The 26,607-nt window shown below is 55.1% G+C and carries 21 protein-coding genes and 5 pseudogenes; 16 read left to right on the forward strand and 10 right to left on the reverse strand.

Annotation, left to right across the window (positions count from 1 at the left end; genetic code table 11):
* Positions 1 to 10: 10 nt before the first annotated feature.
* The 14 genes and pseudogenes from nifN to ACZ9EJ_RS23785 form a co-directional block, all read left to right on the forward strand.
* Positions 11 to 1,357 (forward strand): nitrogenase iron-molybdenum cofactor biosynthesis protein NifN, encoded by a 1,347-nt coding sequence (gene nifN, locus ACZ9EJ_RS23720; protein WP_046642646.1) that lies wholly within the window; start codon positions 11 to 13, stop codon positions 1,355 to 1,357.
* 1 nt (position 1,358) lies between these two features.
* A complete protein-coding gene (gene nifX, locus ACZ9EJ_RS23725) occupies positions 1,359 to 1,856 on the forward strand; it encodes a nitrogen fixation protein NifX (RefSeq protein ID WP_040125989.1) in 498 nt (165 codons plus the stop codon).
* A gap of 232 nt (positions 1,857 to 2,088) precedes the next feature.
* Complete coding sequence (gene fdxB, locus ACZ9EJ_RS23730) at positions 2,089 to 2,418, forward strand: ferredoxin III, nif-specific (protein ID WP_080719415.1); 330 nt, start codon at positions 2,089 to 2,091, stop codon at positions 2,416 to 2,418.
* A 287-nt stretch (positions 2,419 to 2,705) separates the two neighbouring features.
* Positions 2,706 to 3,593: an electron transfer flavoprotein subunit beta/FixA family protein gene (locus ACZ9EJ_RS23735; protein ID WP_040125990.1), complete on the forward strand. Its 888-nt coding sequence runs from the start codon at positions 2,706 to 2,708 to the stop codon at positions 3,591 to 3,593.
* A 67-nt stretch (positions 3,594 to 3,660) separates the two neighbouring features.
* Positions 3,661 to 4,740, forward strand: coding sequence for an electron transfer flavoprotein subunit alpha/FixB family protein (locus ACZ9EJ_RS23740; protein WP_046636076.1), 1,080 nt, complete (start codon positions 3,661 to 3,663; stop codon positions 4,738 to 4,740).
* Positions 4,733 to 6,040, forward strand: a complete 1,308-nt coding sequence (locus ACZ9EJ_RS23745) for an NAD(P)-binding protein (RefSeq protein WP_040125991.1) — start codon at positions 4,733 to 4,735, stop codon at positions 6,038 to 6,040. Before ACZ9EJ_RS23740 ends, ACZ9EJ_RS23745 begins: the two co-directional genes overlap by 8 nt.
* 12 nt (positions 6,041 to 6,052) lie before the next feature.
* Positions 6,053 to 6,349 (forward strand): ferredoxin family protein, encoded by a 297-nt coding sequence (locus ACZ9EJ_RS23750; protein ID WP_040125992.1) that lies wholly within the window; start codon positions 6,053 to 6,055, stop codon positions 6,347 to 6,349.
* 157 nt (positions 6,350 to 6,506) lie between these two features.
* Positions 6,507 to 8,132: a nif-specific transcriptional activator NifA gene (nifA, locus tag ACZ9EJ_RS23755; protein WP_046636069.1), complete on the forward strand. Its 1,626-nt coding sequence runs from the start codon at positions 6,507 to 6,509 to the stop codon at positions 8,130 to 8,132.
* A 166-nt stretch (positions 8,133 to 8,298) separates the two neighbouring features.
* Entirely contained in the window at positions 8,299 to 8,544 is a 246-nt protein-coding gene (locus ACZ9EJ_RS23760) for a thioredoxin family protein (RefSeq protein ID WP_157885372.1), read from the forward strand.
* Between the two features lie 191 nt (positions 8,545 to 8,735).
* A complete protein-coding gene (gene nifB, locus ACZ9EJ_RS23765) occupies positions 8,736 to 10,259 on the forward strand; it encodes a nitrogenase cofactor biosynthesis protein NifB (RefSeq protein ID WP_080719416.1) in 1,524 nt (507 codons plus the stop codon).
* A complete protein-coding gene (locus ACZ9EJ_RS23770; RefSeq protein WP_080719417.1) occupies positions 10,241 to 10,432 on the forward strand; it encodes a 4Fe-4S dicluster domain-containing protein in 192 nt (63 codons plus the stop codon). Before nifB ends, ACZ9EJ_RS23770 begins: the two co-directional genes overlap by 19 nt.
* A gap of 285 nt (positions 10,433 to 10,717) precedes the next feature.
* Positions 10,718 to 10,954, forward strand: coding sequence for a putative nitrogen fixation protein NifT (gene nifT, locus ACZ9EJ_RS23775; RefSeq protein WP_040125995.1), 237 nt, complete (start codon positions 10,718 to 10,720; stop codon positions 10,952 to 10,954).
* A gap of 1,188 nt (positions 10,955 to 12,142) precedes the next feature.
* Positions 12,143 to 13,855, forward strand: coding sequence for a nodulation protein NodU (nodU, locus tag ACZ9EJ_RS23780; protein ID WP_040125997.1), 1,713 nt, complete (start codon positions 12,143 to 12,145; stop codon positions 13,853 to 13,855).
* Positions 13,856 to 13,928: 73 nt separating this feature from the next.
* Positions 13,929 to 14,261: pseudogene (locus ACZ9EJ_RS23785) on the forward strand (IS5 family transposase); the annotation flags it as partial.
* Positions 14,262 to 14,516: 255 nt separating this feature from the next.
* Here the strand turns inward: ACZ9EJ_RS23785 and ACZ9EJ_RS23790 are convergent.
* Positions 14,517 to 15,545, reverse strand: a complete 1,029-nt coding sequence (locus ACZ9EJ_RS23790) for an IS110 family RNA-guided transposase (RefSeq protein ID WP_046636226.1) — start codon at positions 15,543 to 15,545, stop codon at positions 14,517 to 14,519.
* Between the two features lie 70 nt (positions 15,546 to 15,615).
* Between ACZ9EJ_RS23790 and ACZ9EJ_RS23795 the strand changes: the two are divergent.
* Positions 15,616 to 16,068, forward strand: a pseudogene (locus ACZ9EJ_RS23795) (IS5 family transposase); the annotation flags it as partial.
* 61 nt (positions 16,069 to 16,129) lie between these two features.
* Here the strand turns inward: ACZ9EJ_RS23795 and ACZ9EJ_RS23800 are convergent.
* Together ACZ9EJ_RS23800 and ACZ9EJ_RS23805 are read right to left on the reverse strand one after the other, a co-directional pair.
* Positions 16,130 to 16,491 (reverse strand): annotated as a pseudogene (locus tag ACZ9EJ_RS23800) (transposase); the annotation flags it as partial.
* A gap of 48 nt (positions 16,492 to 16,539) precedes the next feature.
* Positions 16,540 to 17,163, reverse strand: a complete 624-nt coding sequence (locus ACZ9EJ_RS23805) for a reverse transcriptase domain-containing protein (protein WP_476099963.1) — start codon at positions 17,161 to 17,163, stop codon at positions 16,540 to 16,542.
* Position 17,164: 1 nt separating this feature from the next.
* Between ACZ9EJ_RS23805 and ACZ9EJ_RS23810 the strand changes: the two are divergent.
* Positions 17,165 to 17,587: pseudogene (locus ACZ9EJ_RS23810) on the forward strand (IS66 family transposase); the annotation flags it as partial.
* A 76-nt stretch (positions 17,588 to 17,663) separates the two neighbouring features.
* Here ACZ9EJ_RS23810 and ACZ9EJ_RS23815 read toward each other — a convergent pair.
* The 7 genes and pseudogenes from ACZ9EJ_RS23815 to ACZ9EJ_RS23845 all read right to left on the reverse strand — a co-directional run.
* Positions 17,664 to 17,864, reverse strand: a pseudogene (locus ACZ9EJ_RS23815) (IS5/IS1182 family transposase); the annotation flags it as partial.
* Between the two features lie 157 nt (positions 17,865 to 18,021).
* Entirely contained in the window at positions 18,022 to 19,014 is a 993-nt protein-coding gene (locus tag ACZ9EJ_RS23820; RefSeq protein ID WP_040126079.1) for a hypothetical protein, read from the reverse strand.
* A gap of 159 nt (positions 19,015 to 19,173) precedes the next feature.
* Positions 19,174 to 20,154, reverse strand: coding sequence for a LysR family transcriptional regulator (locus tag ACZ9EJ_RS23825; protein WP_046635028.1), 981 nt, complete (start codon positions 20,152 to 20,154; stop codon positions 19,174 to 19,176).
* 530 nt (positions 20,155 to 20,684) lie between these two features.
* Entirely contained in the window at positions 20,685 to 21,167 is a 483-nt protein-coding gene (locus tag ACZ9EJ_RS23830; protein ID WP_040126001.1) for a MaoC family dehydratase, read from the reverse strand.
* 984 nt (positions 21,168 to 22,151) lie between these two features.
* The gene (locus tag ACZ9EJ_RS23835) at positions 22,152 to 23,462 is read right to left on the reverse strand and encodes an HlyD family type I secretion periplasmic adaptor subunit (protein WP_046635147.1); all 1,311 of its coding nucleotides are present in this window, start codon (positions 23,460 to 23,462) and stop codon (positions 22,152 to 22,154) included.
* Positions 23,463 to 23,497: 35 nt separating this feature from the next.
* On the reverse strand, positions 23,498 to 25,198 hold the full coding sequence (locus ACZ9EJ_RS23840) for a type I secretion system permease/ATPase (RefSeq protein ID WP_046635030.1): 1,701 nt from the start codon (positions 25,196 to 25,198) through the stop codon (positions 23,498 to 23,500).
* A 293-nt stretch (positions 25,199 to 25,491) separates the two neighbouring features.
* Complete coding sequence (locus tag ACZ9EJ_RS23845; RefSeq protein ID WP_040126002.1) at positions 25,492 to 26,298, reverse strand: calcium-binding protein; 807 nt, start codon at positions 26,296 to 26,298, stop codon at positions 25,492 to 25,494.
* Positions 26,299 to 26,607: the final 309 nt, after the last annotated feature.

The following is a 26,607-nucleotide window of genomic DNA, read 5'->3' on the forward strand; positions in this document are numbered from 1 at the left end:
GAGACCCCAAATGGTTAATATCTTTTCCCAAACAAAAGCTGCGGCAATCAACTCTCTGAAATCGTCTCAGCCGCTGGGGGCTGCCTTGGCGTTTCTCGGCATCGATGGTGCCATTCCCATGATCCACGGAAGCCAAGGGTGTGCAAGCTTTGGGCTCGTGTTACTTGGAAGACATTTCAGTGAAACGATCCCCCTGCACACTACGGCGATGGACGAAATTGTAACGGTTCTCGGCGGCGCTGATCGTCTTGAGGAAGCAATCCTCACCCTAAAGACACGGGTCAAACCGCGAGTTATCGGGATATGCACCTCTGCCCTGGTCGAGACTCGAGATGACGACATCGCCGGTGAACTCTTAAAAATGAAGGGCGGGCGGGTCGCGGAGCTAAGTGGCACTGAGGTGGTGCTCGCCAGTTCGCCGGATTTCGCGGGGGCAATGGAGGAGGGCTGGTCCACAGCGGTTGCCGCTGTTATCGAGGAGATTACGCTGCCCGGCGAACACCCACGCGACGCCACAAAAATCGCAGTCTTGCCAGGGTCAAACCTAACGGTTGCTGATCTCGAGCATTTGCGCGAGACAATAGAACGTTTCGGGCTAAACCCAATAATCCTGCCTGATCTGTCGAAATCGCTCGGTGGCATCATACCCGAGCAATGGGTTGCGACGACGTACGGCGGCACGAAAGTTGACGAAATTCGCCACCTCGGTTCGGCCATTCGGTGCATCGCCATCGGGGAACAAATGAGGCGACCGGCTGAAGCGTTGAAGCGAATTACAGGCGTCCCTTACGTGCTGTTCGGATCCCTCACGGGCCTAAAGAATGCTGATCGATTCATCAGTCTCCTCGCCGAGATTTCGTCAGAAGAAGCACCGCTGAGCATTCGGCATCGCCGCATGCAATTGCAGGACGCGATGCTCGACGGGCACTTTCACCTAACCGGCAAAAGAATAGCAATTGGTTCCGATCCGGATCGGTTGGTCCAATTTATCGACTTCTTCACCGGGATGGGGGCGGAAGTAGCAGTAGCGGTTTCCACGACTGGGATGTCCAGAGCACTTCAATCAGTTTCGCTCGATACCATCCATACCGGTGATCTTTGGAATCTTGAACACCTTGCTGCTGGGACCGACCTTCTCGTTACTCATTCGCACGGCCGGCAAGCAGCAGATCGGCTTAACATTCCGCTGATGCGCGTCGGCTTTCCCGTCTTCGACCGCTTGGGCAACCAACACAAGCTCACGATCCTCTATCAGGGAACCCGCGACCTGATCTACGAGGCTGCCAATATCATCCAGGCGAGCCAACACCGGCCAAGCCCTGGGAGAACTGATTCGCCCCTCAATATGGAAGTGTAAGATGAGCTCCATTCGTCGTCTCTCGCTTGTCGACAAACGACTTCGGGAAATAGGGGCGGAGCGGCCTGCAGGTACCTTGCGGCTTGCGATCGCCACTCAAGACATGAAAAGGCTGAATGGTCATTTCGGATCCGCCGAACGATTTGCGATCTACGATGTGACGCCAGATTCGCTCAGTTTCATAGGAGCTGTTGTATTCGAAAATCTGTCTGATGAGCTGGCCGTTCAGCGAACACCGCATCACGAGCGCCTGGCCGCAAAAATCGCGGTTCTGGCCTCGTGCCAGCTTTTCTTTTGTATTGGTATTGGCGGACCTTCGGCGGCGAGAGTTATTTCGGCGAATATCCACCCGATCAAGCTGCCGCGGCCTGAAGGAATAGGGGCGTTGCTGGCCCGTGTTCAGAGTAGGTTGAAAGCAGGCCCTCCACCATGGCTCCGTAGGGCCATAGCGCAGACAGGTGCCAGGGGAGAGAAAGCGCGCTTGGACGAAAAAGGCTGACGATGGCGAGCTTTGAAGTTCGAACAGTTACACCTCGTGCCAATGAGGAAACCGCGGTCAAGACGTCCACTGTCTCGTGCGGCTGATGCCAGCAAGGGAATCTCTGAATGAATCCGCAAAAAAGCCTCTCTGCCACGCGGACCACATCGGGTCGAGTTGCAGTCCAGATATGTTCTAGCTTTGCTGCTTGGGACATTGCTCGAAGAGATTACACTGCTTTGGAGAAATCGAAATGAACCGTTCAGGCTTCACCCGCGACGGCTGCAGTTGGATTCCGGAATACCTAAACTTTGTCGATGCTGGGACGTGCATCGGCTGCGGGCGTTGCTTTAAGGTCTGCTCGCGTGAGGTCATGCACCCTTACGGTATTAACGACGCAGGTCAGATACTTGGCGTCTGCCGCGGAGCGGAGGAGGATTTCGACGGAGAACTCACTCGCGTAATTATGGCGGTTGACTATCCCGGTCGCTGTATCGGCTGCGGAGCCTGCGCCCGCGTCTGTCCCAAGAATTGCCAAGTCTATGTGAGGGCTGACCTATTGCCGAGTGAACCTCATAAATAATCCTCTCTGCGGGTATTTCATATTCGTTGCACCGATCACTTCAAAGATCTTCTGTGGAACATCTCTTACGAAGGACGTGCAAAGCGAGGGCGCCCATGCTCTTCGATGTGAGTTCAGACAGAGATGTCGCAACGCCCGCGCCGTGCGCAACCCGACAACGAATGCCATCCGCATAACTGAGGGCAGTGGGGGCCATAATGACACCTGTACAACGTACATTTGTGGGACACTGCATCTAGAAGGTGTGCCCAGAAGACCCGCCGTGACGGAGCTTGGAGAAGCCTATCATGCACATCGTAGTCTGTATCAAGCAGGTGCCGGACTCTAGCCAGATCCGCGTCCACCCGGTGACGAACACAATCATGCGCCAAGGCGTGCCAACCATAATTAACCCGTACGACCTCTTTGCACTTGAGGAGGCGCTCAGGTTGCGCGACCGCTTTGCACTTGAGGAGAAGCGCTGGTTGCGCAACCCCAGTCGTGGAAAGGTAACCGTCGTCACCATGGGGCCGCCGATGGCAGCGCAAGCGCTGCGCAAAGCGCTTACATATGGGGCAGACCGGGCGGTACTTGTAACAGATCGCCGTTTCGCAGGTTCCGATACGCTAGCAACCTCATTTGCTCTTGCCTGCGCTATCGCAAAGATCGGCGAACGCTTCGGTCCTCCCGATATTATCTTCACGGGCAAACAAACGATCGACGGCGATACCGCCCAAGTCGGACCGGGAATTGCCAAGCGCCTGAATATCCAGCAACTGACCTATATCAAAAAGGTCACCCGTATCGATCATTTGCGGCGCTCAGTTGACGTAGAGAGATGTTTGGAGGGCGGGACACAGTTTATCGAGAGTAAGATGCCGTGCCTCGTTACCATGGCCGACGGCCTCAACACCATTCGCCGCGGCTCTATCGAGGACTCCTTGCGTGCCGCACGTTGTTCAATCCTGACGTGGGGTGTAGCAGATCTCGGCGTTAGGGAAGTGGATAAATTCGGCTTGAAAGGATCGCCGACTGTCGTGAAGCGGGTATTTGCTCCTACGCCGAGGGCGCAAAAATCCGTGCAACTCGAGACTGCTAGCAAGACCGTAGGTCATGTCGCTGACGAGCTTGTCGCCTGGATATCCAGCCATCAACCGAAGTTGGCAGATATGCCATTATCCAAATCAGGTGCGTAAGCAGAAAGGGCCAATTGTGGTCACTCAAGATAAGGGGACGCTGTCTCCCGCTGCCAGCCGTGGTGGGATGATGATGAAGTTGCCAACACAGTTCCAGGATCATCGGCATGTCTGGGTTTACATTGAACTGGAGGAAAGCCAGGTCAATCCCGTCTCCATCGAATTACTCGGCGAAGGCCGCAAACTCGCTGACAAACTAGGTGCTCAACTCGCCGGTGTCGTCATGGGTCCGCCGAAAGGCGGAGGCGGTGGCCCTGCCCTCGAAGAGGCCTTTGCCTATGGCGCCGATCTTGTCTACCTGGTTGAGTCCCAATTGCTGACCAATTATAGAAACGAGCCCTATACCAAGGCGCTGACAGACCTCGTCACCATACATAAACCCGAAATTCTACTTCTCGGCGCAACCACGCTTGGCCGCGACCTCGCAGGTTCGGTGGCAACAAGCTTGAAAACGGGCCTCACTGCCGATTGCACTGAACTGAACATCGATTCCGACGGGTCTCTCGCCGCGACGCGCCCAACCTTCGGCGGTTCGCTATTGTGTACGATCTACACGCTCAACTCTCGCCCACAGATGGCAACCGTGCGTCCTCGAGTGATGTCAATGCCTGAGCGACAAACCAAGCCAGTCGGGCGTATTATTCGGCATGAGCTTACGATGGTCGAGGAGGAGATTGCTACCAAAGTCATCGGTTTCCTCGCCGATAATCGATCCGACCGTCCGGATCTCGCCAAAGCTGACGTCGTGGTTGGATGTGGACTGGGGATCGGCGCGGCAATCAACCTGAAGCATGTGGGCGCCCTCGCAAGAACAATCGGTGGGGAGATGGGTTGTACACGTCCATTGGTCCAAAAGGGTTGGGCGTCGTCGTTTAGGCAGATTGGCCAAACGGGTGTGACGATCCGACCGAAACTGTACATAGCCGCCGGAATATCAGGCGCGGTCCAGCACCGTGTCGGCGCCGAGGGCGCCGATTTGATCATCGCGATTAACAATGATCCGCACGCGCCGATCTTTGATTTCGCCCATGTTGGGGTGGTGGCTGATGCACATCGGCTTTTGCCGGCACTGACAAAGGCGTTCTCTAGGCTAATGCCCTTCCGAGAGCGTCAACTTTGTGAACTGAGGGTGAAGGCCTATGAGTAGGGAGCGTTTTGATGCCATCGTCGTAGGAGCCGGCATGTCCGGTAACGCGGCTGCTTACACAATGGCTAGCCGGGGTTTGAAGGTGCTACAGTTGGAGCGAGGAGAGTATCCAGGTTCCAAGAACGTCCAAGGGGCCATATTGTACGCCAACATGCTGGAGGGGATCGTTCCGAATTTTCGCGATGACGCGCCTCTTGAACGACATCTGGTCGAGCAGCGACTGTGGATTATGGACGACACCTCGCACAGTGGGATGCACTATCGGTCACATGACTTCAATGAGCAAAGGGCAAACCGCTACACCATCGTCCGCGTTCAGTTCGACAAGTGGTTCGCGGGCAAAGTGCGTGAGGCCGGCGGAACAATCCTATGTGAGACAACAGCAACGAAACTTGCTCGCGATGGCAGTGGCAACGTCATCGGCGTCCACACTGATAGGGCGGGGCGGCCAATTCTTGCGGATGTCGTGGTTCTCGCTGAAGGCGTGAATGGGGTGCTTGGAACGCGGATGGGTTTGCGCGACGTGCCGAAGTCGCAAAACGTGGCTCTTGCCGTCAAGGAAATGCACTTCTTGCCGGAGCACGTGATCGCGGAGCGCTTCGGGCTGACGGGAGACCAGGGCTGCGTCATCGAAGCACTTGGAACAATCTCGCGGGGCGTGGCCGGCCTAGGCTTCCTTTATACGAATCGAGATTCAGTCTCCCTGGGAATCGGTTGCCTCGTCTCCGGGTTGGCTGAAAGTATGGAAAGTCCCCACACCCTTCTCAACGGCTTCAAGTGCCATCCTTCCATCAAGCCGCTGCTGGCAGGTTCAGAAGTAAAGGAATATGCCGCCCATCTCATTCCGGAGGGAGGATTCAGAGCAATCCCCGAGCTGCATGGTGAAGGCTGGGTTGTTGTAGGCGATGCGGCACAGCTGAACAACGCGGTCCATAGGGAGGGCTCAAACCTGGCCATGACGTCTGGCCAAATCGCGGGGGAGGCAATTTGTACAATAAAGAACCAAGGGAGGCCTATGACTAAGGATAACCTTTCCTTGTATAAGAGTATGTTGGACAAGTCATTTGTTATGAGAGATCTAATCAAGCACAAAGATGTGCCCGCCCTCTTGCATACGAATAGCCAAAGTTTGTTTTCAACCTATCCAAAGCTGATATCGCAGGCAGCGCAGGGCTTTGTTCGAGTTGACGGTTCGACAAAAATTGAAAAAGAAAAGGCAGCGATCGACGCCTTCATCAAGGCGCGGTCCCGTTGGGGCCTTGTAAGCGACGCCGTCCGCATCGCCCGTGCCTGGCGCTGAAGGAGAGTTGAAATGAGCGAAAGCAGCTTCGAGCCCATCGAGGAAAAGCTCTATCGGAACCGCTATCTCGTCGATGCCGGCCGGCCGCACATAAGAGTGCGCAGGCACCTCTCTCCAAGCGCTAGTCTGCGTGCCTTGACTAAGATCTGTCCAGCGAACTGCTACAGTTTTGACGACGCAGGGCAGGTTAAAGTTGTTACAGACGGCTGCTTGGAATGCGGCACATGCAGAGTGTTATGCGAAGCCAGCGGTGAGATCGACTGGAATTACCCCAGGGGAGGGTTTGGGATCCTTTTCAAGTTCGGATGAGGTCTAGCGAAAAATTCGACCTTTCTAAACCGTAATTTGCAGTACCTGTGGATGCGATTATAATTCACCGGAGACGTGAGCAAAGCAATCCACGTTTAAGCGCAACCGAATTCCGGGCGCACAAAATCGCAATTACCTTTATTTCACGGAGCAGGACTTGACCGAATCCCCGGGAAAGAACGAGTTCGGCCGGGATAAGCGGCTGATCGGAATCTATCGAATTTCTAACGAGTTGGTGGCATCCACTCGTTTGGAGGTTAGACTTGACAGTGTGCTGGATATTATGTGTTCCGTTCTCCCGTGTCGGGAGAGCGCTATACAGATCCCCGCCACCAACGGAGAGGTAGGAATATCCGCAAGTTCGAAGGCTGGTCGCGGTATACCATCCATAACTTCACGGTTTGTGGCTCCGCCAACGGTTAAAAGGATTATTGATACCGGTCGGCCGTCAGTCGTGGAGGCTAAGGAAAAGGCGAGGCTATTCAAAACCTCGCTCCTACAATCCCCCGACAGCGCCACCACCTTTATCGGCGTCCCAGTTAAAATCGAGAACAAGGTCATTGCAGCGCTGTGGGTTGATCTGGTCAACGACGGGCTAATAAGCTATAATTACCAAGAGGAATTGGCGTTCCTAACAGCAGTCGCCAATGTGGTGGGGACACTCCACCGGCTCCGATCCGGGGTCAGCAGCATCGAGCGGACAACTGCTGAGAATCAGAAAGCGGGGGGAGAGAGAGTATATGCCTCTCCCACGCATCAGAAACTTGACTGGATCGTTGGAGAAAGCGTGGCGCTAAGGGAGGTCCTTGAGACCGTCAGAAAAATTGCGCCTACCAATTCGGCGGTGTTGCTGAGGGGTGAGAGCGGTACCGGCAAAGAGGTATTCGCAAAAGCGATCCACGCGCTGTCGCCGCGTCACAAGAAACCGTTCGTGGCAGTGAATTGCGCCGCCTTGTCGACTGGTCTTCTAGAGTCGGAGCTATTCGGACACGAAAAAGGTGCCTTCACCGGAGCTGTGTCCGAGCGGGCAGGCCGTTTCGAATTAGCCGACGGCGGGACCTTGCTGCTAGATGAGATTGGTGAAACAGGGCTCGATTTTCAGTCAAAACTATTGCGGGTATTGCAGGAAGGTGAATTCGAGAGGATGGGCGGAGTAAAGACGCGAAAGGTCAACGTTCGCCTGATATGCGCCACCAACAAAAACCTTGAGACAGCTGTGATGAACGGCGACTTCAGATCCGACCTCTATTACCGGATTAATGTGGTATCTATTGCCCTGCCGCCGCTTCGGGACCGCTCCGGCGATATCACCAGCCTGGCGAATCATTTTCTTGAGAAGTTCAACAAGGAGAACGATAACAACCGAAAATTTAATCCGGATGCACTCGATCTGTTGTCGAAATGCGCCTTCCCGGGCAACGTGCGAGAACTGGAAAACTGCGTTCGACGTACGGCGACCCTTGCAATGGAAAACAAGATCATGCCATCGGATTTCGCTTGTGCAAAGGATCAATGTTTTTCCAGCCGACTTTGGAAAGGTGTGGCCCCTCCGAGCCACTTTGATATCACCGATCCTCCTCATGGCAGATTGATGTCCACTTCTGACCGAGCCGCATTTAAAGCACCGCTAGAAAAAAATCGTATCGTTGAATCTGAGCTGCTGATGACAGCATTGAAAACGGCAGGTGGCAATCAGGCGAAGGCGGCTCGGATACTCGGTAAAACAGCCAGGCAGATATCTTATGCCGTCCGCCAGCACGGTGTAAAGTTGAATGAATTGTGACGGAATTGCCTGAAGGGTGTCGGCGCCCGTTTAGTCTCCCAAGCCATTTCCCGCTAGCATTGATCCTTCATCCTCTTTGTCCCTCCTCAGCAAAAACTCACCCTAAAGGGTGATCGTATGGCACCCGATTTTTGCGCCTGCAGATACGTGGCGAAAGGACAGTTATATGACAATCGGTAAGGCCAGGAACGCAGATGACTTGGCAGATGGCGTTCTCAATTCTCCCAACACTGTGCTTGTGTTGTTCACTTCTCTCAAGTGTCGCTTGACGAGCGTAGTTGCCCGTCTAATCGAACCCATATCGGAGGAATTTGCCGATAAGATGACGGTCGTCGCACTGGACATTGACGAAAATCCAGAACTGGCAAATCGTTTCCGGGTATGCGACGCCGATGTTCGCCATCTTCAATGAAGGCAAAGTCGTCGGTATCAGCTGCCGCGCTTGTGCCCGCGTCCTCTTAAAAGACGTGTCTAAAATAAAACGCATCATCCTCTCGGGGAACCGTGCGTCTTCGAGCTCAGGTTGTTCCCACAATCCAAATGGCCCGTCGCCCAAGCAGGATCGCGTTTACCTTCAGCTATTGTGGGCCTGTCAACGGAGAAATGATGACACCAGCTAAAATGAATGAAGGGCCTAACAAGACCGTCTACACGCCCGCCTGCGTAAACTTATATGCTGGTGCTTCTGGACAATCCCATACCTATGGGCGCTCGGCACCAGATGGTGCAGATCCGGCGGTTTGGAAACGAGTGGACGATCATCCCTGCTTCTCAGAAGACGCGCATTCCTATTTTGCTCGAATGCACGTTGCGGTTGCTCCGGCATGCAACATCCAATGCAACTACTGCAACCGAAAATATGACTGCGCTAACGAAAGCCGACCTGGCGTTACCTCTGAAAGGTTAAACCCTGACCAGGCTCTGCGAAAGGTAATGACAGTAGCCAGCGCATTGCCGCAGCTCTCTGTCCTTGGTATCGCCGGGCCTGGCGACGCTTGTTATGATTGGAACAGGACAAAAACAACATTGGAACTGGTCGCGAAGGAAATCCCCGACATCAAGTTTTGCGTGTCGACCAATGGACTTGCGCTGCCTGACCATGTCGAAGAGCTCGCTGAGTTGAATGTTGATCACGTGACCATTACGATCAACATGGTCGATCCAAATGTCGGTGCGAAGATTTACCCATGGATATTTTTCAAGGATCGCCGCCTCACGGGTATTGAAGCTGCCAGTACCCTTCACGAGCGTCAGATGCTGGGCTTGGAGATGCTGACTGAGCGAGGCATCCTCACTAAAATCAATTCAATACTAATTCCGGGGGTCAACGACGAGCATTTGATCGAAGTGAACAGATCAGTCAGAGATCGTGGGGCATTCATCCACAACGTAACGCCCCTTATTTCAGATCACTCTCACGGAACTTATTATGGACTCACTGGCCAGCGTGGGCCAACCGCTCTCGAACTAAGCCTACTCCAGGATCGGATAAAGGGTCGAGGGACGCTTATGCGGCACTGCCGGCAATGTCGCGCAGATGCGGTCGGCCTGCTCGGCGTTGATCTCGCTCGGGAATTTACGACCGGTGAGCTCCCCCTTGCGCCGGCCTATGATCCGGCAAAGCGCCTTGCCTACCGCGAGTTCGTTGAACGTGCGCGCTGTGAACGTCTGGCGTCTAGAAAAGAAGCACTCAAAGTTGTCAGATCCGTTGTGTCCGATCGATCGCTTCTTGTTGCGGTGACGACCAAGGGCGGTGGCCGCATAAACGAGCACTTCGGCCACGGAAGCGAATTCCAGATTTACGAAGTCTCGCCGTCGGGGATTAGCCGAGCAGGCCATCGCAAGGTCGAGCAATTCTGTCTCGGCGGCTGGTGTGACAACGCTGCCTTCAACAGCACGGTTGTTGCGCTAAATGGCGTAGACCTATTGCTGTGCGCCAAGATCGGAGACACCCCAAAGAAGAGGTTGGCGGACGCTGGTGTGCGAGCGACAGAGGCTTATGCCTATGACTATATCGAAGCCGCAATCGGCGCGTTCTACGCCGCCGAATTTGAGAATAAAACGGCGGTAGCGAAATCCCATCTTGCCAATATGACCAGGAGCTTAAAGTGGCCTTCAAGATCGTAACATCCCAATGCAGCCAATGCGGCGCCTGTGAATTTGTGTGCCCCTCAGGGGCAGTCGCCTTGAAGGGCGAACACTACGTCATCGATCCGCGAAAATGCACCGAGTGCGAAGGGTTCGGAACTCAGCAATGTGCCGCAGCGTGCCCAATGGAGAAGACGTGTGTCCCCGCCTAACCGCTACGTAACGATTACTGCAGCTATCGGCTGCCAAGGGTGCTTTCTGTGTGCTGGAGGATATTCCGAGGCGGCTGCAAGCGGGACATGAGATAATTAGCACCCGCCGATCGTCTGAAGAAGCAGTAGGGGTCTCTGCACGTATCGCCAACGCTCGGTACAAACGAAGGACATCCCTCTCTCTTCGCAGCAGATGACTTGGTAGCGATGCCGTGTGCATGTGCATTTGGTATGCAGCCACTGCCTTCACGAAGAACATTCTGTCTCAAGGAAGGAGTCAGCCAGATGAAAGTGACGATTCGCCGAACTTGCAACAGGCTCTCGGCTTATATGCCAAAGCTTGATCTCGAGGAACCGATACTCACGATGGAGAGTGAAAAAATGTGGGGCGGTATCGTGTTGCTAGCTAGTGGGATGCGACTAGCCCTTCCCGACCTTCCGCAAGACACGCGCCTCCCGGTTACAGTCGAGGCTCCAAGGTACCGGATGGAGGAGCAGAGCGTGTTCCAGCAGCGAACGTAAATGCAACCCGTTGAGGTTCCCGAATACCGTTACAGGGTCCTCAACGGAAGAGGCTCCGGGAGCCGTGTAGCAGGATAGGGTGGTCATCGGCGTTGTCCGGTAAACTCGAGTCGTTCAACCGTAGCCGGTTGGAAGGACGACCGATTACCGCTCTCATGAAGGTTTTCTGGCGCTTACTGCGCGCCTTGCGAAGCTGGTCAACGGGGTCCGACGCATTCTTGATATGTTGATCGTACGCGCGTTGCCGGCTTAGCCCGACCGGCTGAGAAATGGCCTTTCGTGACATGGATGTATCGCTGTCGTTCGGTGCCATTGTCTCGGCGTTGATGCTGGCGCGGGCTCTTATCGTCTTTCATGTCTGCGCCTGGCGTCGGCGTGTCCGCGCGGCGCCATCGCAATCATTGATGTTCAAAATATTGTTCAAGCATTGTTTAACCCGGCCACTTTGCGTCACGTCAACATGATGTGACCGGCCAAACAAAGGAGATCCGGGGGCGCGTATCGAGGCGGAGCGCCGACCTTTTCGACATCGCATTTACGAGGGGCCGCATCAATGTTGGCCCGAATCTGCCGGGTCTCTTCATTGAAGGCAGGTGGTTGAGAACTACCCGCTAAGGCGGCTCAAACGGAATGATGAGCAGGAACAGCTCTGACGTCGAAGTGAAGCAATAGCCTTGACCAAGATGCGAGGTCACTGTTGACAAACGCAATCAGATGTTCCCTGTCAGCGTGAAAGATACACGGAGCGGGCATCGATCTGATCGTTCTGGCATGTATTCGCGGCGTGGATGTCTTATATCCAACCAATCGATTTTACCAACCTCTCTGACTAAGGCATAGCAAAGACAACCCAAAAAAGCGTTGCTCGAGCGGGACTGTTTGTAATTCTGCCACCGACCTCCTAACGCCACTATCAAAGCCTGTGAATATCGGAGATTCCATAATTGCTAGGCAACCATGTTGCCAATCGAAGAACCCACGAGTGCGGGTAAAGTGCAAACTCGCTAACCCATTAAACTATTGCATCGAAACAGTCGCTGGCAGCAGTGATCGCCATCAGACCTGATAGCGATCACTAGAGCGCCTTCATGCTCGGCCGCAACTAAAGTCAATGCCGAGGTCGCTTTGCGCCACAGGATCTCACCTTCAAGGCGCGCAAATGACCTCCAACATCAGTATGGAGCTTTTATGCGCATTTGTGGCATCAAACTGACACATGACGGAGGAGTTGCCCTGCTGGAGGACGGCAGGCTGATTTTTTCCATTGAACAGGAGAAGTTGGGAAACAACCCCCGGTTCCAGCACATCAATGATCTCGACGCGGTCGTCGCCGCGTTGGGGGAATATGGTCTGGATCCAACACATGTGGACCGGTTCGTTATAGACGGCTGGGACGGTGAGACTGTTTCCGAGTTCGAGGTGCTTAGTGACGGGCAGCCCGTCAGTCTAGTTGGGGCGCCATATGTAGAAAGGGGAGCTACGAGCCCCCTGGCAGCTTACCATGGCTCAGGACTTATGCTCGGCGGCATTAATTTTGCCTACGAAAGTTATCCGCATGTTACTGGCCACGTTGCATCTGCTTACTGCACCAGCCCATTCGCAGCGGCCAAAGAGCCCGCATTCTGCTTGGTGTGGGATGGCTGCATTTTTCCACGGCTCTACTATGTCGAGCCGCGCGGGATTCATTTTATCAAGTGTCTGTTCCCAATCATTGGTCATACCTATGCTATCGCGGGCCAACATTTTGGGCCCTATAGGCAGACTAAGAGAGACGGATGGAACCTGGATATCGCGGGAAAGATGATGGCCTACATCGCTCTCGGTACAGCTCGCGAGGAAATTCTAAAAGTATTTCGTGAACTCTACGAGGAGCGTTTCGCCGGCGCTGGTGCCGTTGCTTGCAGTTATAGACAAAACAGCCAAAGTGAAGACTCACTATTAGAAGCTGTGCACGATTTCTTCGACGAAAGTGCTCGGCGGCTGGGAGCGGCGAAACCTGAAGACATACTTGCTTCATTTCATATTTTCCTTGAGCGGCTGCTTGTCGAGGAGGCCACTGCAGCCCTGCGTGATCTCTCAATGCCGCTCCCACGAAACCTATGTATCGCGGGTGGATGTGGCCTGAATATCAAATGGAACAGTGCGCTCCGCGCTGATGGTCTTTTCGACGCAGTTTGGGTACCACCCTTTCCCAACGATAGTGGATCGGCGATAGGTGCCGCTTGCTGCGCGCTGGCTGCCGAAGAAGGCTTCGTGGCCATTGAATGGTCAGTATATAGCGGCCCCAACATTACCTTGGGGGACATCCCCGATGGGTGGCAAAGCGCTCCTTGCACTTTAACACAGCTAGCGCAGCTACTCGCCGACGACAAACCTGTGGTATTTCTTACCGGTCGTGCTGAACTTGGCCCTCGCGCCTTAGGTGGGCGAAGCATCTTGGCCGCAGCGACGTCAAAGGAAGCTAAGGACTACCTCAATCAAGTGAAATTGCGAGAATACTTTCGACCAGTAGCACCAATCTGTTTGGAAGATCGTGCCCCAGGCATATTCGATCCAGGGACTCCGGATCCTTATATGCTATTCGACCATCGGACCCGGTCCGCATGGATCGATCAAATTCCAGCGGTGATACACATCGATGAGACCGCTCGGCTTCAGACGATCCCGAGGAATTCTGACCACAAGGTGGCTCAGCTATTGGTAGAGTACGAGAAGCTGACGGGCATTCCGCTGCTTTGTAACACAAGCGCCAATTTAAATGGGCACGGCTTCTTTCCGGATGCTGCGGCAGCCTGCCTCTGGGGACGCATTGATCAGGTGTGGTGCGACGGACTACTTCTGACAAAGACCAAACCAGCCGCCGTCTTTGCTGCAAGTCAGCCGACCCTCCCGCCATTCTAACTAGGCCCTGTTGACAAAGTGCCTTTTCAAATCAGGTAGGGTCTGATTCAAGGCTGCTTTTTAGGAGGCAGCAATGGCACGTGGAGACCTAACCGACGCAGAATGGCGGATCGTGGAACCACTTCTTCCTGCGGAGCGTGGCCGTAAATCGCGACCCTCGCACGATAATCGTCAGTTCATGAACGGCATGTTGCATGTCCTTCGGGTCGGCTGCCCGTGGCGTGACATGCATGAGCGATATGGAAAGTAGAATTCAGTCTACGTCCGGTTCCGTCGCTGGGCTGAGCAAGGGGTATGGGATGCACTTTTGGAAACGCTTGTCGAGCTTGGCCTTACAGATGATTGGCAGCACATGCTGGACAGCACCACAGTCCGAGGCCATTCACAGGCAGCGGGCGCTAAACGTATGGCCCGCCCCGTTTGCAAGCGATAATCGGATGCTGGTTTGAACAGTCTGCACAAACGTATCCGGCATGTTGGCGCGCTGGCCACTGCCAAGATGGAGATCCGCGCGTCCTCATCCTCATAAAGGGGCCGGCCTCGAAGGCCATTTAGCGCCGGAGGTTTTCAGGACGCCGATCGACTGTCAGGCCATCTTCCTTTTACCACTCGCAGTTCGGCGCATCCGGCGTCGTTTCGCCATGAGCGCTGTTTATGTGTCTCAGGCAGTCGTTATCGACATCACCTTGTAGCTTCGTCCGTGGTGGAGCAAGGCCCAGACGGTTCGCGCCATCTTTGCGGCCAGTGCGACAACGGCGACATTGGAGTGACTACGTGCGAGAAGTCCTCGCAGCCACGCCCCTACGGCGGTGTCACTCCTTGCCAACGAGGGCATGGCAGATCTCGCGCCCTGGATCAGCATCTTGCGTAAATATCTGCTGCCGCGCTTAGTGATGCCCAAGAGCTTCGGTCTTCCGCCGGTAGTGGCCTGGCGAGGCACAAGTCCCAACCACGCTGCGAGGTCGCGTCCCTTGGAAAACGTCGCTGCGTCGCCGACAGCCGCGACAAGCGCCGTGGCGTTCAATGCCCCGATCCCGGGAATGTCCGTCAAACGCCGAGCTCGCTCGTCAGTTCGTGCCATGGACGCAAATTCAGCATCAAAAGCAGCGATGCGCCGATCGAGTTCCTCCCAACGTGTGCGCATGTCACGCAGCAGGAACATCATGCGCGGGCTAAGCGTGCTGGCATCGGTGTCAAGTAATTCGCTAAGCAACAAACTTAATCGAGCGTGCCCCTGTGCCACGACGAGCCCACGCTCCAAAAGCAAGCTTCTGATTTGGTTGGTCAATGAAGTGCGCTCACCAACCAAACGGTCGCGCACGCGATGGAGGGTTTGAATGTCAAGTTGCTCCTCGCTTTTGAGTTCGACAAAACGCATGGTCGGGCGGCTTGCGGCTTCGGCGATCGCCTCTGCGTCGCGGTCGTCATTTTTCTGAGCCTTGACGTAAGGTCGCACATACTCCGGCGACATGAGTCTAATCTCATGCCCAAACGACACGAGTGACCGGCCCATATGGTGGGCACCACAGCAAGCTTCCATTGCCATGACGCATGGCGGCAGCTTGGCAGCGAACGAGATGACCCCGTCACGCCGCATCCGCCGTCGAACGACGACCTTCCCACTTTCGTTCAGGCCAACGACGCTGCAGCTGTTCTTGCCCAGGTCAATACCAAGGATCATTATTTGCATGGCTCGCTCCTTCCTCTCTTGGACACTGGCATCATACACTGGTGCCGGCGGGAGGGGCGGGCCATCCATAAAGGGGACTCATAAGGAGGCTTTTGGTCGATCACGCGGCGGCTTTACGACAAAAATCCACGCCCGAGCAGACGGTCAGGGCCGCCCTCTTGGCTTTGTCCTGACGGGTGGCGAAGCCTCTGACTATCTGGCCGTTCCAGATCTTCTCGCAATGCCGGTAAACAGGCCCCGTCGTCTACTCGCCGACAAGGGATATGATGCCGACAGCATCCGCCAGGAACTTCTCTTCCACGGCACACGCCCGGTTATTCCGCCACGAGCAAGTAGAAAGAACCCACCGAATTGCGATTATCATGCCTATAAGGATCGCAATCGCATCGAGCGGATGTTCAACCGGATCAAACAGTTCCGCCGCATCGCTACGCGCTACGACAAGACCAAAACATCATTCGCGGCATTCCTGGCGATCGCCGCAGCGAAGATTTGGCTGCCCCACTTTGTCAACATGACCTAGATCGGTCCGGTGTAAGATGATAGCCAAGAATTGGTGGAGCAGTCGAGTATCGCGTCGCCATTCCCGTATAGCCTCCATCGGGAAAGACTTGAAGCAGCCATGGCCATCGGTTGTGAATGGACTTCAGAAGATCGGGAGCCTAGTTGCGATCCTAGATATCGGCGCCGTGCACCATGAGACCGACCATCCGCCGGAGCGTATCGACAATGATATGACGACTGCGTCCTTGCCCCGAATACCACCGCTTTCACTGGCCCTGTCGGTTTGGCCGTCGATGGCACCAAGCGTTGGCGAAGCTTCCATGCCCTCCCACTCCCTCGACTCCATCATGAGGCTATGGTTGATCCGTGATCAAAGACCCATGGCCCGCCATTCATGCTGCGCCGTCGGACGGGGCGGAAAGTGCTCGGGCAGGTCCCGGTAGGGACGATGGTTATCCATCGCCCCCCGGCCAGATCCGTACGTGCGGCACTACCGCATACGGCTCCTATCGGATGTTGTGACGGTGAACCGAGCATCTGGATGCGGGTGCAACAAACGACATGGCGGCAGGTATTTGCGAAGCAGCCTTTGGAAACGATCCCAAGACAGCCGGTTTCGTTGGCTTCGACGCATCAAAGCGTGTCGCCAAGCTCGACCAACTTCCCAGCGGAGCCCTCCCAATCGTCTTAGATTGTCTGGCACCGCATGGTAGTTCAAATACCCCTGTAACACTTGCCGTCGCCATCTACCTACTACTGCCATCGGTTCATGGCGTCTTCGCATTAGCGTTTCCCGAATTGCCATCAGCGTCGTGCGCATGCGCTTCTTGATTGTCAGACGGACAATCTTGAAGCCCCCATCATTGCGCCGCCTACCACAGCAGTGTGTGAATCCCAGAAAGTCGAAGGTCTCTGGCTTGCGGATACCACGCTCCCGGCAGTTTCGCGCAGCATACCGCCCAAAGCGTATTAGCCGCGTCTTTTCCGGGTGTAGTTGCAAGCCAAAATGAGCGAGACGCTCCCGCAATGCTTGCAGGAAGCGCTGCGCCTCTCCTTCGTACTGGAACCCAATCACGCTGTCGTCGGCATAACGTACATCGCAGGTCGACCGCATTCACCGCTTCCGGCAACAGCACAGCTTGCCTGTCCTGAACGCCCTAAAGGTGTGGCTCGACGCCATCGCGCCGAAGGTCGTGCCGGACACCAGGCTCGGCGAAGCCGTGTCCTACACCCTGAACCAATGGGATTATCTGACACGTTACACAAGCGATGGCAGAATGCCGGTCGATAACAACATTCTGGAACGCGACATCAGAGTTTTTGCAACCGGCAGAAAATCGTGGCTGTTCAGCGACACCGCTGACGGAGCCAAGGCCAGCGCAGTGATCTACAGTTTGATGCTGACCTGCCGCGCCTGTGGCGTCGACCCGCTAACCTGGCTGCACCACGTGCTCACTGAGTTGCCGCAGCGTAAAGAAGCGGCCGATATCGGCGACCTGCTGCCGTTCAACTTCTCCAAAACCTCTGCGGCCCAATAAAGCCGGATACCGTTAAAGAGGCGGGGCCGGTCCAGCGATACCGCGCTCGTCAATGCGTATGGAAAATCGCGCTTACCTCCGGCAGCGTCCGCCACAGACAACCTGTCGAGGCGATATACAGAAGGCGTTCACAACCTCGCCCAAGTCGGTTTTGCACCGCCGGCCAAACTCCCTGGCGCAGTCATGAACTCCACAGCAAAATCCATTCGCAATCCGTAACGTCGCTTGCACATCGCAGCGTCCGCCGGACATAATCCCGCCGGGTGGTTTCAGCCAGGCGATCGTGATCTCCATCAAATCTTCGTAATTTCCGAAGGAATCACAACTGGCTAAAAGCACACATCTTTTTTAGGCAGCCTCTAAGAGGCACTTGATCGCAAAATTCTTGCTTTTGTAGCGTTTTCCTCAACCTCAGCTCCTCTCGAAGCAAGGGCCTACAGAATCGTGGTATTGAAGATCGCCGCATGGCTGGCATAGTAGACCACGATGGTTGCCACGAGCGCCGCACAGAGCGCCGCCGGACTGAGCCATGGAACGCGCAGATCCACCGTCTTAGGCCGGTCATCTGCGAAAATCGTGATGAGCACGACGATGATCACGGAGTGGCCGACTATATCCACTTTGCCGAACTCGGCGCAGGCGCTGACGAACATTGCAAGTAGAACGACCGCGGAAAGGCGTCGAACCAGAGGCGTCCACAATAGGGCAAACGCGAGTGTGAACTCGATCATGCCCGCGGCCCGCATGTAAGACTCGCTGTTTATGCCAAGCGCGATATTGGGATGCGCGGCCAGGAGCGGAAAGCTCCAGTCAGGATAGGCCCACTTCTCAACGGAGGCCCACATCAACGTGGCAGCGGTCGAATATCGCAGGATGTCTAACGGTAGGACGCCCAACAACCTTTTTTGCAACCCGGTAAGGGCGAGATAGGCCGAAAGCCCCAGGAAGATCGAATAGTCCGCCATATGAAATACACCGTAGTCCCGTACGGCCAGGCCGAAAAGCGCGACGACACCTACGGCGGATAAAGGTGTCGTGCTGGCTGACAGCAGCCCAGCCGCGATTGTCAGCTGCAAGGGCCCCACAACGGCGGACGTGGTTTTCAGTTCGGGCGTCAGTAGGATCCCTCCGGTCGTAGAGAGCGATACGAAGAAAAACCCACAACCAGTGCGGATTACCGCCTCAGCATGTCGCCCCAGGCCAAACGCAAAGCGCCCGAGCAGCCGTGATATTGGTTCACCCAGAGCAGTCTGCTCAACCAGACAGCCAGAGAAAAAGCAGAGTATGGCAACGACAAGAAGGAAACCGAAATCCTGACATAGCACTTCTCCGAGGCCGCGTGGTTGGGCAGCAGTGTCGTAGACAGAGAACCATTTGACGTGCGCACCGGCGGAGCCCGTGCCTAGCATCCAAAAGGAGGCGACCAGTACCATTGGTTTGAACAGGAGCCTTCCTTGAGAGGTCCAATGGAAACCCGGTTTTCGCAACATGGGCATCGCGAAGATCCTCTCCGGTTTGTGGTGAGTTAACGCGGCTGGCCATGTTTCAGGCACCAATCGGATGTGTGGTGTCCGTGCAGATGCCACCTACCGGACATCGCCCCCTCGCTTCCGTGTGCGAGAACATTCTGCGCTTCGAAAAGGCTCGATGGCATCCATGTAATCCATACTCGACGCCTCCTGTAACAATATTTCTCGCATCCAAATGCTGGCCGCGTCTGCGTTATGAAGCGCGGGCCACTGGACTATCTCGTTAAAAGAAAGGGCGGAGAATGGATGCTTGACGATTCTTAATGGTATAGCATGTTCCAACTTCTTCACCAATCGCAAGGGCAGAGTCGCTATCCGGTTAGTACCCGATAGCAGGGGAGGGATTGACACGAAGCTAGGCACAACGAGCTCAACACGCATTTTAAAGCCGTGTTGACTCGACAACCATTGCTCAAGAGAAGGCCCTTTTGTGCTTCCAAACTTTGCCACGATATGTCCCAGCGAAAAATACTTCTCTAACGACAGTTGTTTCGTTAACAGGCTATTCCTCGGGCAGCCTACGCATACGAGCGTCTCCCCAAAGAGTTTGCGTTTGGGGTGCTCACTAGACATGAAAAGGTCGGGAAGGATAATAAAGTCGGCACTTCCTCGGCGTAGAAGCTCACTAGGTTCGTCATCAAGTGGCAGGAGCTCGAAACTGACCCCTGGCGCCTCTCGGGCTACACGCTCCGCGACCTTACCAAAAAATACAAGGGTCATAGAGTCCGAAAGAACGAACCTGAAACAGCGACCCGACTTCGCTGGGCAAAACGGGTCTGCGGAAATGATGGAAAACTGTATGTTGAGCAGGGAATCGCGCACCGCGACGGCGAGTGCGTCCGCACGCGGGGTGGTTAAGAAACTGCGCCCCCGCATAATAAAAAGCTCGTCGCCAAAATAGAGCCGGAGGCGGGCGATCGCAGCACTCATGGCGGGCTGGCTGAGGTTGATGCTCCGAGCAGCCGCTGTGACACTTCTCTCAGTCATCACGGCGTCGAACGCGACCAAAAGATTTAGATCAAGTCCCTTAAACCGCATAACCTATTGAACCCAGTTCGCCGGCCCTCAAGCCCCAGGGATACGGTCCGTAAGCGCAGATCGTAGGCGGATTCGTGACATGGTCAGGGTGTGATCTTGGATCGCCTCTGCCGGGATATCGTCCGTTAGGGGAGGCAACTGACGCGGCGTAGTACCAATCAAGAAATGATGAAAGCCGCCAACATAAGCTATCTAGTTGCATTTGAAGATGCATCCTATTTTATCCCTGAATACTCCCAATTAGGAGATGGTGGGGGTCTCATGGAAGGGCGCCGAGCCTTGTGAAGTGACGCATGGTCTGCTCTAGACAAAACAATAGATACGGGCAGAGAGATTACCTCCTGTCGGTAAATTGGGAGAGGTAGACTGCATCCCGACATGGCGATGTGACGAGAAACAGACGCGACACTTTGCCTCTTCGGCCGGCCGGACTAATCCTCGTTCAAGGGAGATTTTGAGGTGAGGCGGAACATCTCGAGCGGCCTGATGAGCAGCAGGAGCGCACGACAGAACCGATCCACGGGTGATCGTCAGATGTCCTTTGGCCGGTCCTTTGGATTGAACTGGACCATGGTTATCCAGTTGGCGGTGAGTGCCGGTTTGCTTTCGTGTTCTAGCTCGACAGTCACCTGGTAAGTCGTCATCAGAATACTGGCGCCGCGAAACCGGCCATTCAACAGCAAGAAGCGGCCCCGTACGCGACTGCCGGTCTTGACAGGCAACAGGAAGCGGACGCGATCGAAACCGTAGTTCAGGGTTATTGTTTGTTCCCGAATGTTCGGTAGGCCATTGAAGGTCATCGCTGGCAGAAGCGACAGTGTTAAGAAACCATGCGCGATCGTTCCTCCGAATGGGCCTTCCATCGCTGCGCGGTCAGGATCCACGTGGATAAACTGATGGTCATGTGTCGCATCGGCAAATAGGTTGATCATCGTTTGATCGACCGTCATCCAATCCGAAATGCTAAGTTCCTGACCAACCATGCCTGGTACGTCAGCAAGAGATATTGTCATTCACGTGACCTCAGTTACTGTGAGTTTGGTAATGTCTCGTGGACCAGGCCGTCATCGACCGCGTGCCGTTCACGCCATTCGTGCCCGCGAGCCGTAGTCGTTGTATTGCGGCCCTGCCCGCACATTGTCCTCTCCATACAAACTGCCAGCGTCAGCTTCGACGATCGCGCGCACAGTCATTCACTTTTGAACTCGGCATGCCTTACCAGTGTATGACGAGTTTGGTAAAATTGATTGTGAGGATGACACCAATTCACGCTATGGATATGGATGCAAAGATTGCTGCGCGCTGGCTCCGAATTTTTCAACGAGCAACATCCCTGGCTATTGTCTAGAAACAGAATTCCTGGCGTCTCGGCGTCGGGATAACGTGGCAACTTGCCAAAGCATGATGAACTTGAGGGACGAATCTCAACGCCGATCAAACCGTCTGACGGGGTGCGCCTTTGATCGCGCAAAATCCATTAGGCGATCGGCATCGCGGAACTCATCGTGGCCAGCGGTCGATGACCGCGCTAACAGGCCGGACATATGACCGCACCGTCCAATAGAGATTCATGCAACAAAAACCGTGCTAACTGCGCCGTTCCACGCATGCGTCGGAGCCCGAATTAAACGGCGAAAGTCCCACGCCGAAACATACCCGGAAAAGCTTGACACCTCGCCTGAATGAACGGGCAACAATCATTGCCTGTAGACCCCAGTAAACAGGGGGTGAGAACAACTTGGAAACCCGGCGCGCGATTTTCTCGGAACAAAGGGGCCGCTTCATCGGAATCGGCAGCCACGTCAGGCGCACAGAAAAGCGGCAGGTACTGCATTTCCCAGAAGGGTTAAACGCCGCCATGCTGCGGATCCAAGTAGATCGGGGTTGCGGTGCCAATTACGCTGGATGAGGGCGGAATCTCACCAGCGACGTGCCCCAGTCGATGAGAGCTCCGAATTCCACCAGGACAAAGTTCGCAAGCGCGGCTTTGAGGGCTATTATTCTTCTCGGAAAGCTCGCGCCACTTGATCCGCTAGTGGTTTAACGAGATATGCCAGCGCGGTCCGCTCGCTCGTCTGAATAAACGCCTCGACGGGCATCCCTGGGACGGGCGTGAGCTTTCCGACGCGCGCCCATTCTTCTTGCGGAATGTGAACCCGCAAGGTGTAGTAGCCTTGGCCGGTTCTTTGGTCGGTTGTGAGATCGGCCGCTATATCCGTAACGCGGCCATTCATCTGAGGCGTTGTGTTTTGGCTAAATGCTGAGAAACGGAGCCTGACATCCTGCCCCACGGCAACTTGGTCGATATCTTGGGGTGCAAGCTTGAGTTCTGCGGTGAAAGCATCGCTGCTTGGGACGATTTGCATGATCGTTTCGCCAGGCGTCACTACGGCGCCAACAGCGTGCACCGTCAGTTGGTGGACGGTTCCTGCCTGGGGAGCGCGGATATCTACATGCTGCAGCTCATCTCTTGCGGCTACCATGCGTTCGGAATATTCGCCGACCTCACTCTCTGCCTGACGCAGTTGATCCGAAATTTCAGTTCTCTGATCATCGTCGATCTGAATGATTTGAAGTTTTGTTTCTGCCATCTTTTCAGTTATCTCAGCGGTTGATGCAATGAGACTCCCGAGGTCTCCAGTGAGATCCGCCGCGTCGCGCTGCAAAGCGTAGACCCGGGTCGCAGGTATGACGCCTCGTTCGAACAGCGATTGTAGACTCGCCAGTTCCTTTTTGACGAGGGAGACGGCACCGCGTTTTCCATCCTGTTGGGCCGACAATCCTTCTGCCTGCTTCGAGAGCTGGTTTAACCGTTCGATCAGTTGTGCCTTTCGTCCTGCCCTCGACGCACGGCGATCATTGAACAGTCGCTGTTCCCCCTCGATGATTTTGGCTACTTCAACGTTCCCTTGATGTCTGAAGAAGGATTTAGGAAAATCGATCACCTCTTTTGAGTCGCGTTCTGCCAAGAGGCGCGCTATTCGCGCCGAAAGCTCTTTCAGCCGCTTGCAAATGACCGCCAGATTCGCTCGATGCTGGATATCGTTCAAATGGACGAGCAACTGTCCGGCGAGGACACGGTCTCCGTTCTTGACGAACACATCACTGACAGTACCACCGCTTTGGTGCCTGATTGTCTTCACATAGCTATCAACAACGAGCGTGCCCGAAGCAATGACGGCTCCGCGCAGGTGAACGGTTGCTGCAAGCCCCCCCAAGACCCCAAACAGCAGGAATATTGTAGCAAAGGCAACCAAAGTGAGGCGGCGGATTGAGCGCTCGGCTACAGGAGCGTAGTCTTGAACCATCGCGCCATTATTTTGACTGATAGAAGCATCGTTCGTCATGACTGCGTCGTCCTTCGCAGCACCTCATCTTTCCAGCCAAATGACCTTGTGTGACCGTCCTCGAGCACAAGCACTTTGTCGACTGCTTCAAGTGCACTGGGGCGATGGGCGATAACGACTGCTATGCCTCCCCTCGATCGAATCCCCATAATCGCGCGCGACAGTGCTTTGTCGCCGTCTGCATCAAGATTAGAATTGGGTTCATCGAGCACAACCAAAAAAGGGTCGCCATAGAGCGCCCTCGCCAGCCCGATTCGCTGTCGTTGCCCCGCAGATAGGACGGAGCCCTGCTCTCCGATTCTTGTGTTGAAGCCGTCTTTGAATTGAACAACCATGTCATAGACGCCAGCCGCCTTCGCCGCGTGAATGATTTTTTCTGATGAGGCGTCCGGGTCATGGCGAGCTATGTTGTCTGCGATCGTCCCTCCGAAGAGAGCAACATCTTGTGAGAGGTATCCAATATAGGTGCCAAGCAACTGGGGACCCCATTGGGAGACTGCGGCGCCATCCAAGCGTACGGTGCCGGCGACCGGTTGCCACAGCCCCACCAATCCTCGACCAAGAGAGGATTTACCTGAGGCGCTGGGACCGATCACGCCCAGTGCCTGTCCCGAACGAAGCTCAAATGCAATGCCGCGGACGATAGTGTTTCGCGCGCCGGGCGCCGCGAGGTGTAGATTTTCGACAGTGAGAACCTCGGTAGGTCGTCCCAATACCACCTCCTTCCTTGTCGGAGGAATGACATCGGCGAGTCGGATAAGACGTGACCAACTTTCCCGGGCTCTAGCAAATCCCTTCCATTGGCCAATCGCCAGTTCGACTGGCGCCAGGGCGCGGCTCATCAAAATAGAACTGGCGATCATTGTGCCCCCCGTCGCTTCCTGCCGGATGACCAAACTTGCACCGACTCCAAGCATTATGGATTGGAGCATCATACGTAAAATCCGGGACAAGGTTGCCAAAGAGATAGTTGCAGAAATTGAACTAAAATGATTATCAAGATAACGGCGGTTTACGTCAGCCCATTTTCGGCCAAGCAGATGGCCAAACCCCATTGCCAAGACTGCCTCCGAATTCCGCCTGCAAGACTGGGCGAGAGCAAGCCGTTCTGTCGAGACCTCGGCGGCCTCTTTTGCAGGCTGACGCGATTTGTGCTCGGCCAGAATGGTCAGCGCGACCAGGGTGACCGCTCCCGCAAGAGCAGTAACTCCTATCCAGACGTGAAACAAAAAGCAAAGTCCAAGGTAGAACGGCATCCAGGGAATATCGAACAAAGCTGTCGGGCCAAGACCGGACAGGAAACCTCTAACCGTGTCCAGGTCGCGCACAGACTGAAGGCCGTCGTCCGGCGTCTGCATGTGGTTGGATTGGATGAAAAGCGATTGGTAGACCACCCTTCCGAACCGCTCATCAACGGACATGCCGACTCGCATGAGCAGTTGCGACCGGATGAATTCAAGTATTCCCTGAAAGACGTACAAGGTCGCTGCGATTACCCCGAGGCCAACGAGGGTCGGGAGGCTATGGGCCGGAATTACCCGATCATAAACTTGCAGCATGAAGAATGAGCCCGTCATCGCAAGCACGTTGATCGCGGCGCTAGTCGCAGCAATGCCGGGAAAAGCATTTTTCAGCGACAATAGGATTGTCACGAAAAACAACTGTGGTCGATTTGGGTTGCTGTGAGACAAAATCATAGAGTATTCCTGCGTCTGTAACGCTCAAGCCGTGCGGAATAGTGTCACCATCGCGACTTCATCTAGCGACTTATCTCTTATGTTTGGTGCTTGGCTCGTCTCAGGGACGACCAGTTGAGAATGGGAAACCGATATGTGCTGGCTGCCCCGCTGCGCATTCCCAGTTTCGGATACGCCCAGTGCCTCTCATTTCAGAGGGAGGCACCGGGTTACGTTGTGTGTCGAAGTTACGACACCAGACTGTGTTGACTGACCTCAACTCCCAGCTGGAAGTATTCCACGAATTCTTCAGGTCAGATGAAGGCGAAGTTCGACGCCGTCATGGTGGCAAGGTCCGCCAGGGTTAGATGGTTCAGCTCCGCGAAGCTGTCAGCGTGGTTTGCGGAGTCGACGTAAGCCACCATCGCGACGGTGGTCCAGGAGTCATGGTACACGATGATGTCGCCAGCGTTCTCGCCGGAAATCGCTTTGGCGGCTGCGGAAGCAGACGCGTAAGTTTGGTCGGTGAGCACCACCACATGCTGGCCCTTTGCGTGCGCCGCTGCGCCGCTATAGAAGGTGTCCACAAACGAACCCGGCACTCCGCTGGAGTGGTCGACAAAGTTTGCGCCGGGTTGATCTCCGCCCAAGCCTTTTGCATCAAAGGTAAATCGGTCCTGCTTGGGGTCGAAATCGTCAACGATGGCGTAGCTCCTGTCGCCCCCGATCATCGGGTCGTGGAAAGAAAACACAAACGCGTCGGCGTCGGCTCCACCCTTCATAAGATCAATGCCATCCCCTGCGATGAGAGTGTCCTTTCCCGGGCCACCTCCGAGTACGTCGTACCCCTCAAGCCCTTTAGGAATGTTGCGCGGCGCGTTCGGCGCGTCGCTGTACAGGAGATCATCTCCCTCCTGACCATAAAGGGTGTCGGAACCCTCGCCGCCCCAGACAATGTCGTGACCCTCACCGGCGAAAACCAGGTCATGCCCTTTGCCGCCGTCGATCCAGTCATCACCGTTGCGAGCTTGGATCCAATCTCCTTCGCCGCGGCCATTGATTATATCGTTGCCGTCTGTACCGCTGATGTTATTGCCACGATGATCGCCGTCTATTTTCATCACATGTGCTCCATAAGAGGCAGCTCCGATGCTGCCTGCCCCTTATGTCGTCCGAAATGGTTCCTGGGAAATCGATTGATGTGATCGCATGCATAGACGCTGCAAATGCCGCGCCGCCGGTTTAGGCCTCGAAGCTCCAGGAGATTGTAACAGGACATGGCGAGGCGCGCATTCGTTCGACGCAGGTGGGAGCGCTCCACACGTTGCTTGATACAGCCTCCTTTTGACATGATAGCCGCTCCACCTGAGTTGAAAGCTATTGGAACGTGAGCGGACTCAACCACTCAGTCGATTTGTGCCTTTTCGTAT

The sequence above is a fragment of the Neorhizobium sp. USDA 3394 genome, from assembly GCF_056280385.1.

Excerpts from the sequence above, each read along its gene's own strand:
- nifN (WP_046642646.1), top strand. The coding sequence starts at position 11 with ATGGTTAATATCTTTTCCCAAACAAAAGCTGCGGCAATCAACTCTCTG.
- nifX (WP_040125989.1), top strand. The coding sequence starts at position 1,359 with ATGAGCTCCATTCGTCGTCTCTCGCTTGTCGACAAACGACTTCGGGAA.
- fdxB (WP_080719415.1), top strand. The coding sequence starts at position 2,089 with ATGAACCGTTCAGGCTTCACCCGCGACGGCTGCAGTTGGATTCCGGAA.
- ACZ9EJ_RS23735 (WP_040125990.1), top strand. The coding sequence starts at position 2,706 with ATGCACATCGTAGTCTGTATCAAGCAGGTGCCGGACTCTAGCCAGATC.
- ACZ9EJ_RS23740 (WP_046636076.1), top strand. The coding sequence starts at position 3,661 with ATGATGATGAAGTTGCCAACACAGTTCCAGGATCATCGGCATGTCTGG.
- ACZ9EJ_RS23745 (WP_040125991.1), top strand. The coding sequence starts at position 4,733 with ATGAGTAGGGAGCGTTTTGATGCCATCGTCGTAGGAGCCGGCATGTCC.
- ACZ9EJ_RS23750 (WP_040125992.1), top strand. The coding sequence starts at position 6,053 with ATGAGCGAAAGCAGCTTCGAGCCCATCGAGGAAAAGCTCTATCGGAAC.
- ACZ9EJ_RS23760 (WP_157885372.1), top strand. The coding sequence starts at position 8,299 with ATGACAATCGGTAAGGCCAGGAACGCAGATGACTTGGCAGATGGCGTT.
- nifB (WP_080719416.1), top strand. The coding sequence starts at position 8,736 with ATGATGACACCAGCTAAAATGAATGAAGGGCCTAACAAGACCGTCTAC.
- nifT (WP_040125995.1), top strand. The coding sequence starts at position 10,718 with ATGAAAGTGACGATTCGCCGAACTTGCAACAGGCTCTCGGCTTATATG.
- nodU (WP_040125997.1), top strand. The coding sequence starts at position 12,143 with ATGCGCATTTGTGGCATCAAACTGACACATGACGGAGGAGTTGCCCTG.
- ACZ9EJ_RS23790 (WP_046636226.1), bottom strand. The coding sequence starts at position 15,545 with ATGCAAATAATGATCCTTGGTATTGACCTGGGCAAGAACAGCTGCAGC.
- ACZ9EJ_RS23805 (WP_476099963.1), bottom strand. The coding sequence starts at position 17,163 with ATGCGGTCGACCTGCGATGTACGTTATGCCGACGACAGCGTGATTGGG.
- ACZ9EJ_RS23825 (WP_046635028.1), bottom strand. The coding sequence starts at position 20,154 with ATGCGGTTTAAGGGACTTGATCTAAATCTTTTGGTCGCGTTCGACGCC.
- ACZ9EJ_RS23830 (WP_040126001.1), bottom strand. The coding sequence starts at position 21,167 with ATGACAATATCTCTTGCTGACGTACCAGGCATGGTTGGTCAGGAACTT.
- ACZ9EJ_RS23835 (WP_046635147.1), bottom strand. The coding sequence starts at position 23,462 with ATGGTTCAAGACTACGCTCCTGTAGCCGAGCGCTCAATCCGCCGCCTC.
- ACZ9EJ_RS23840 (WP_046635030.1), bottom strand. The coding sequence starts at position 25,198 with ATGATTTTGTCTCACAGCAACCCAAATCGACCACAGTTGTTTTTCGTG.
- ACZ9EJ_RS23845 (WP_040126002.1), bottom strand. The coding sequence starts at position 26,298 with ATGAAAATAGACGGCGATCATCGTGGCAATAACATCAGCGGTACAGAC.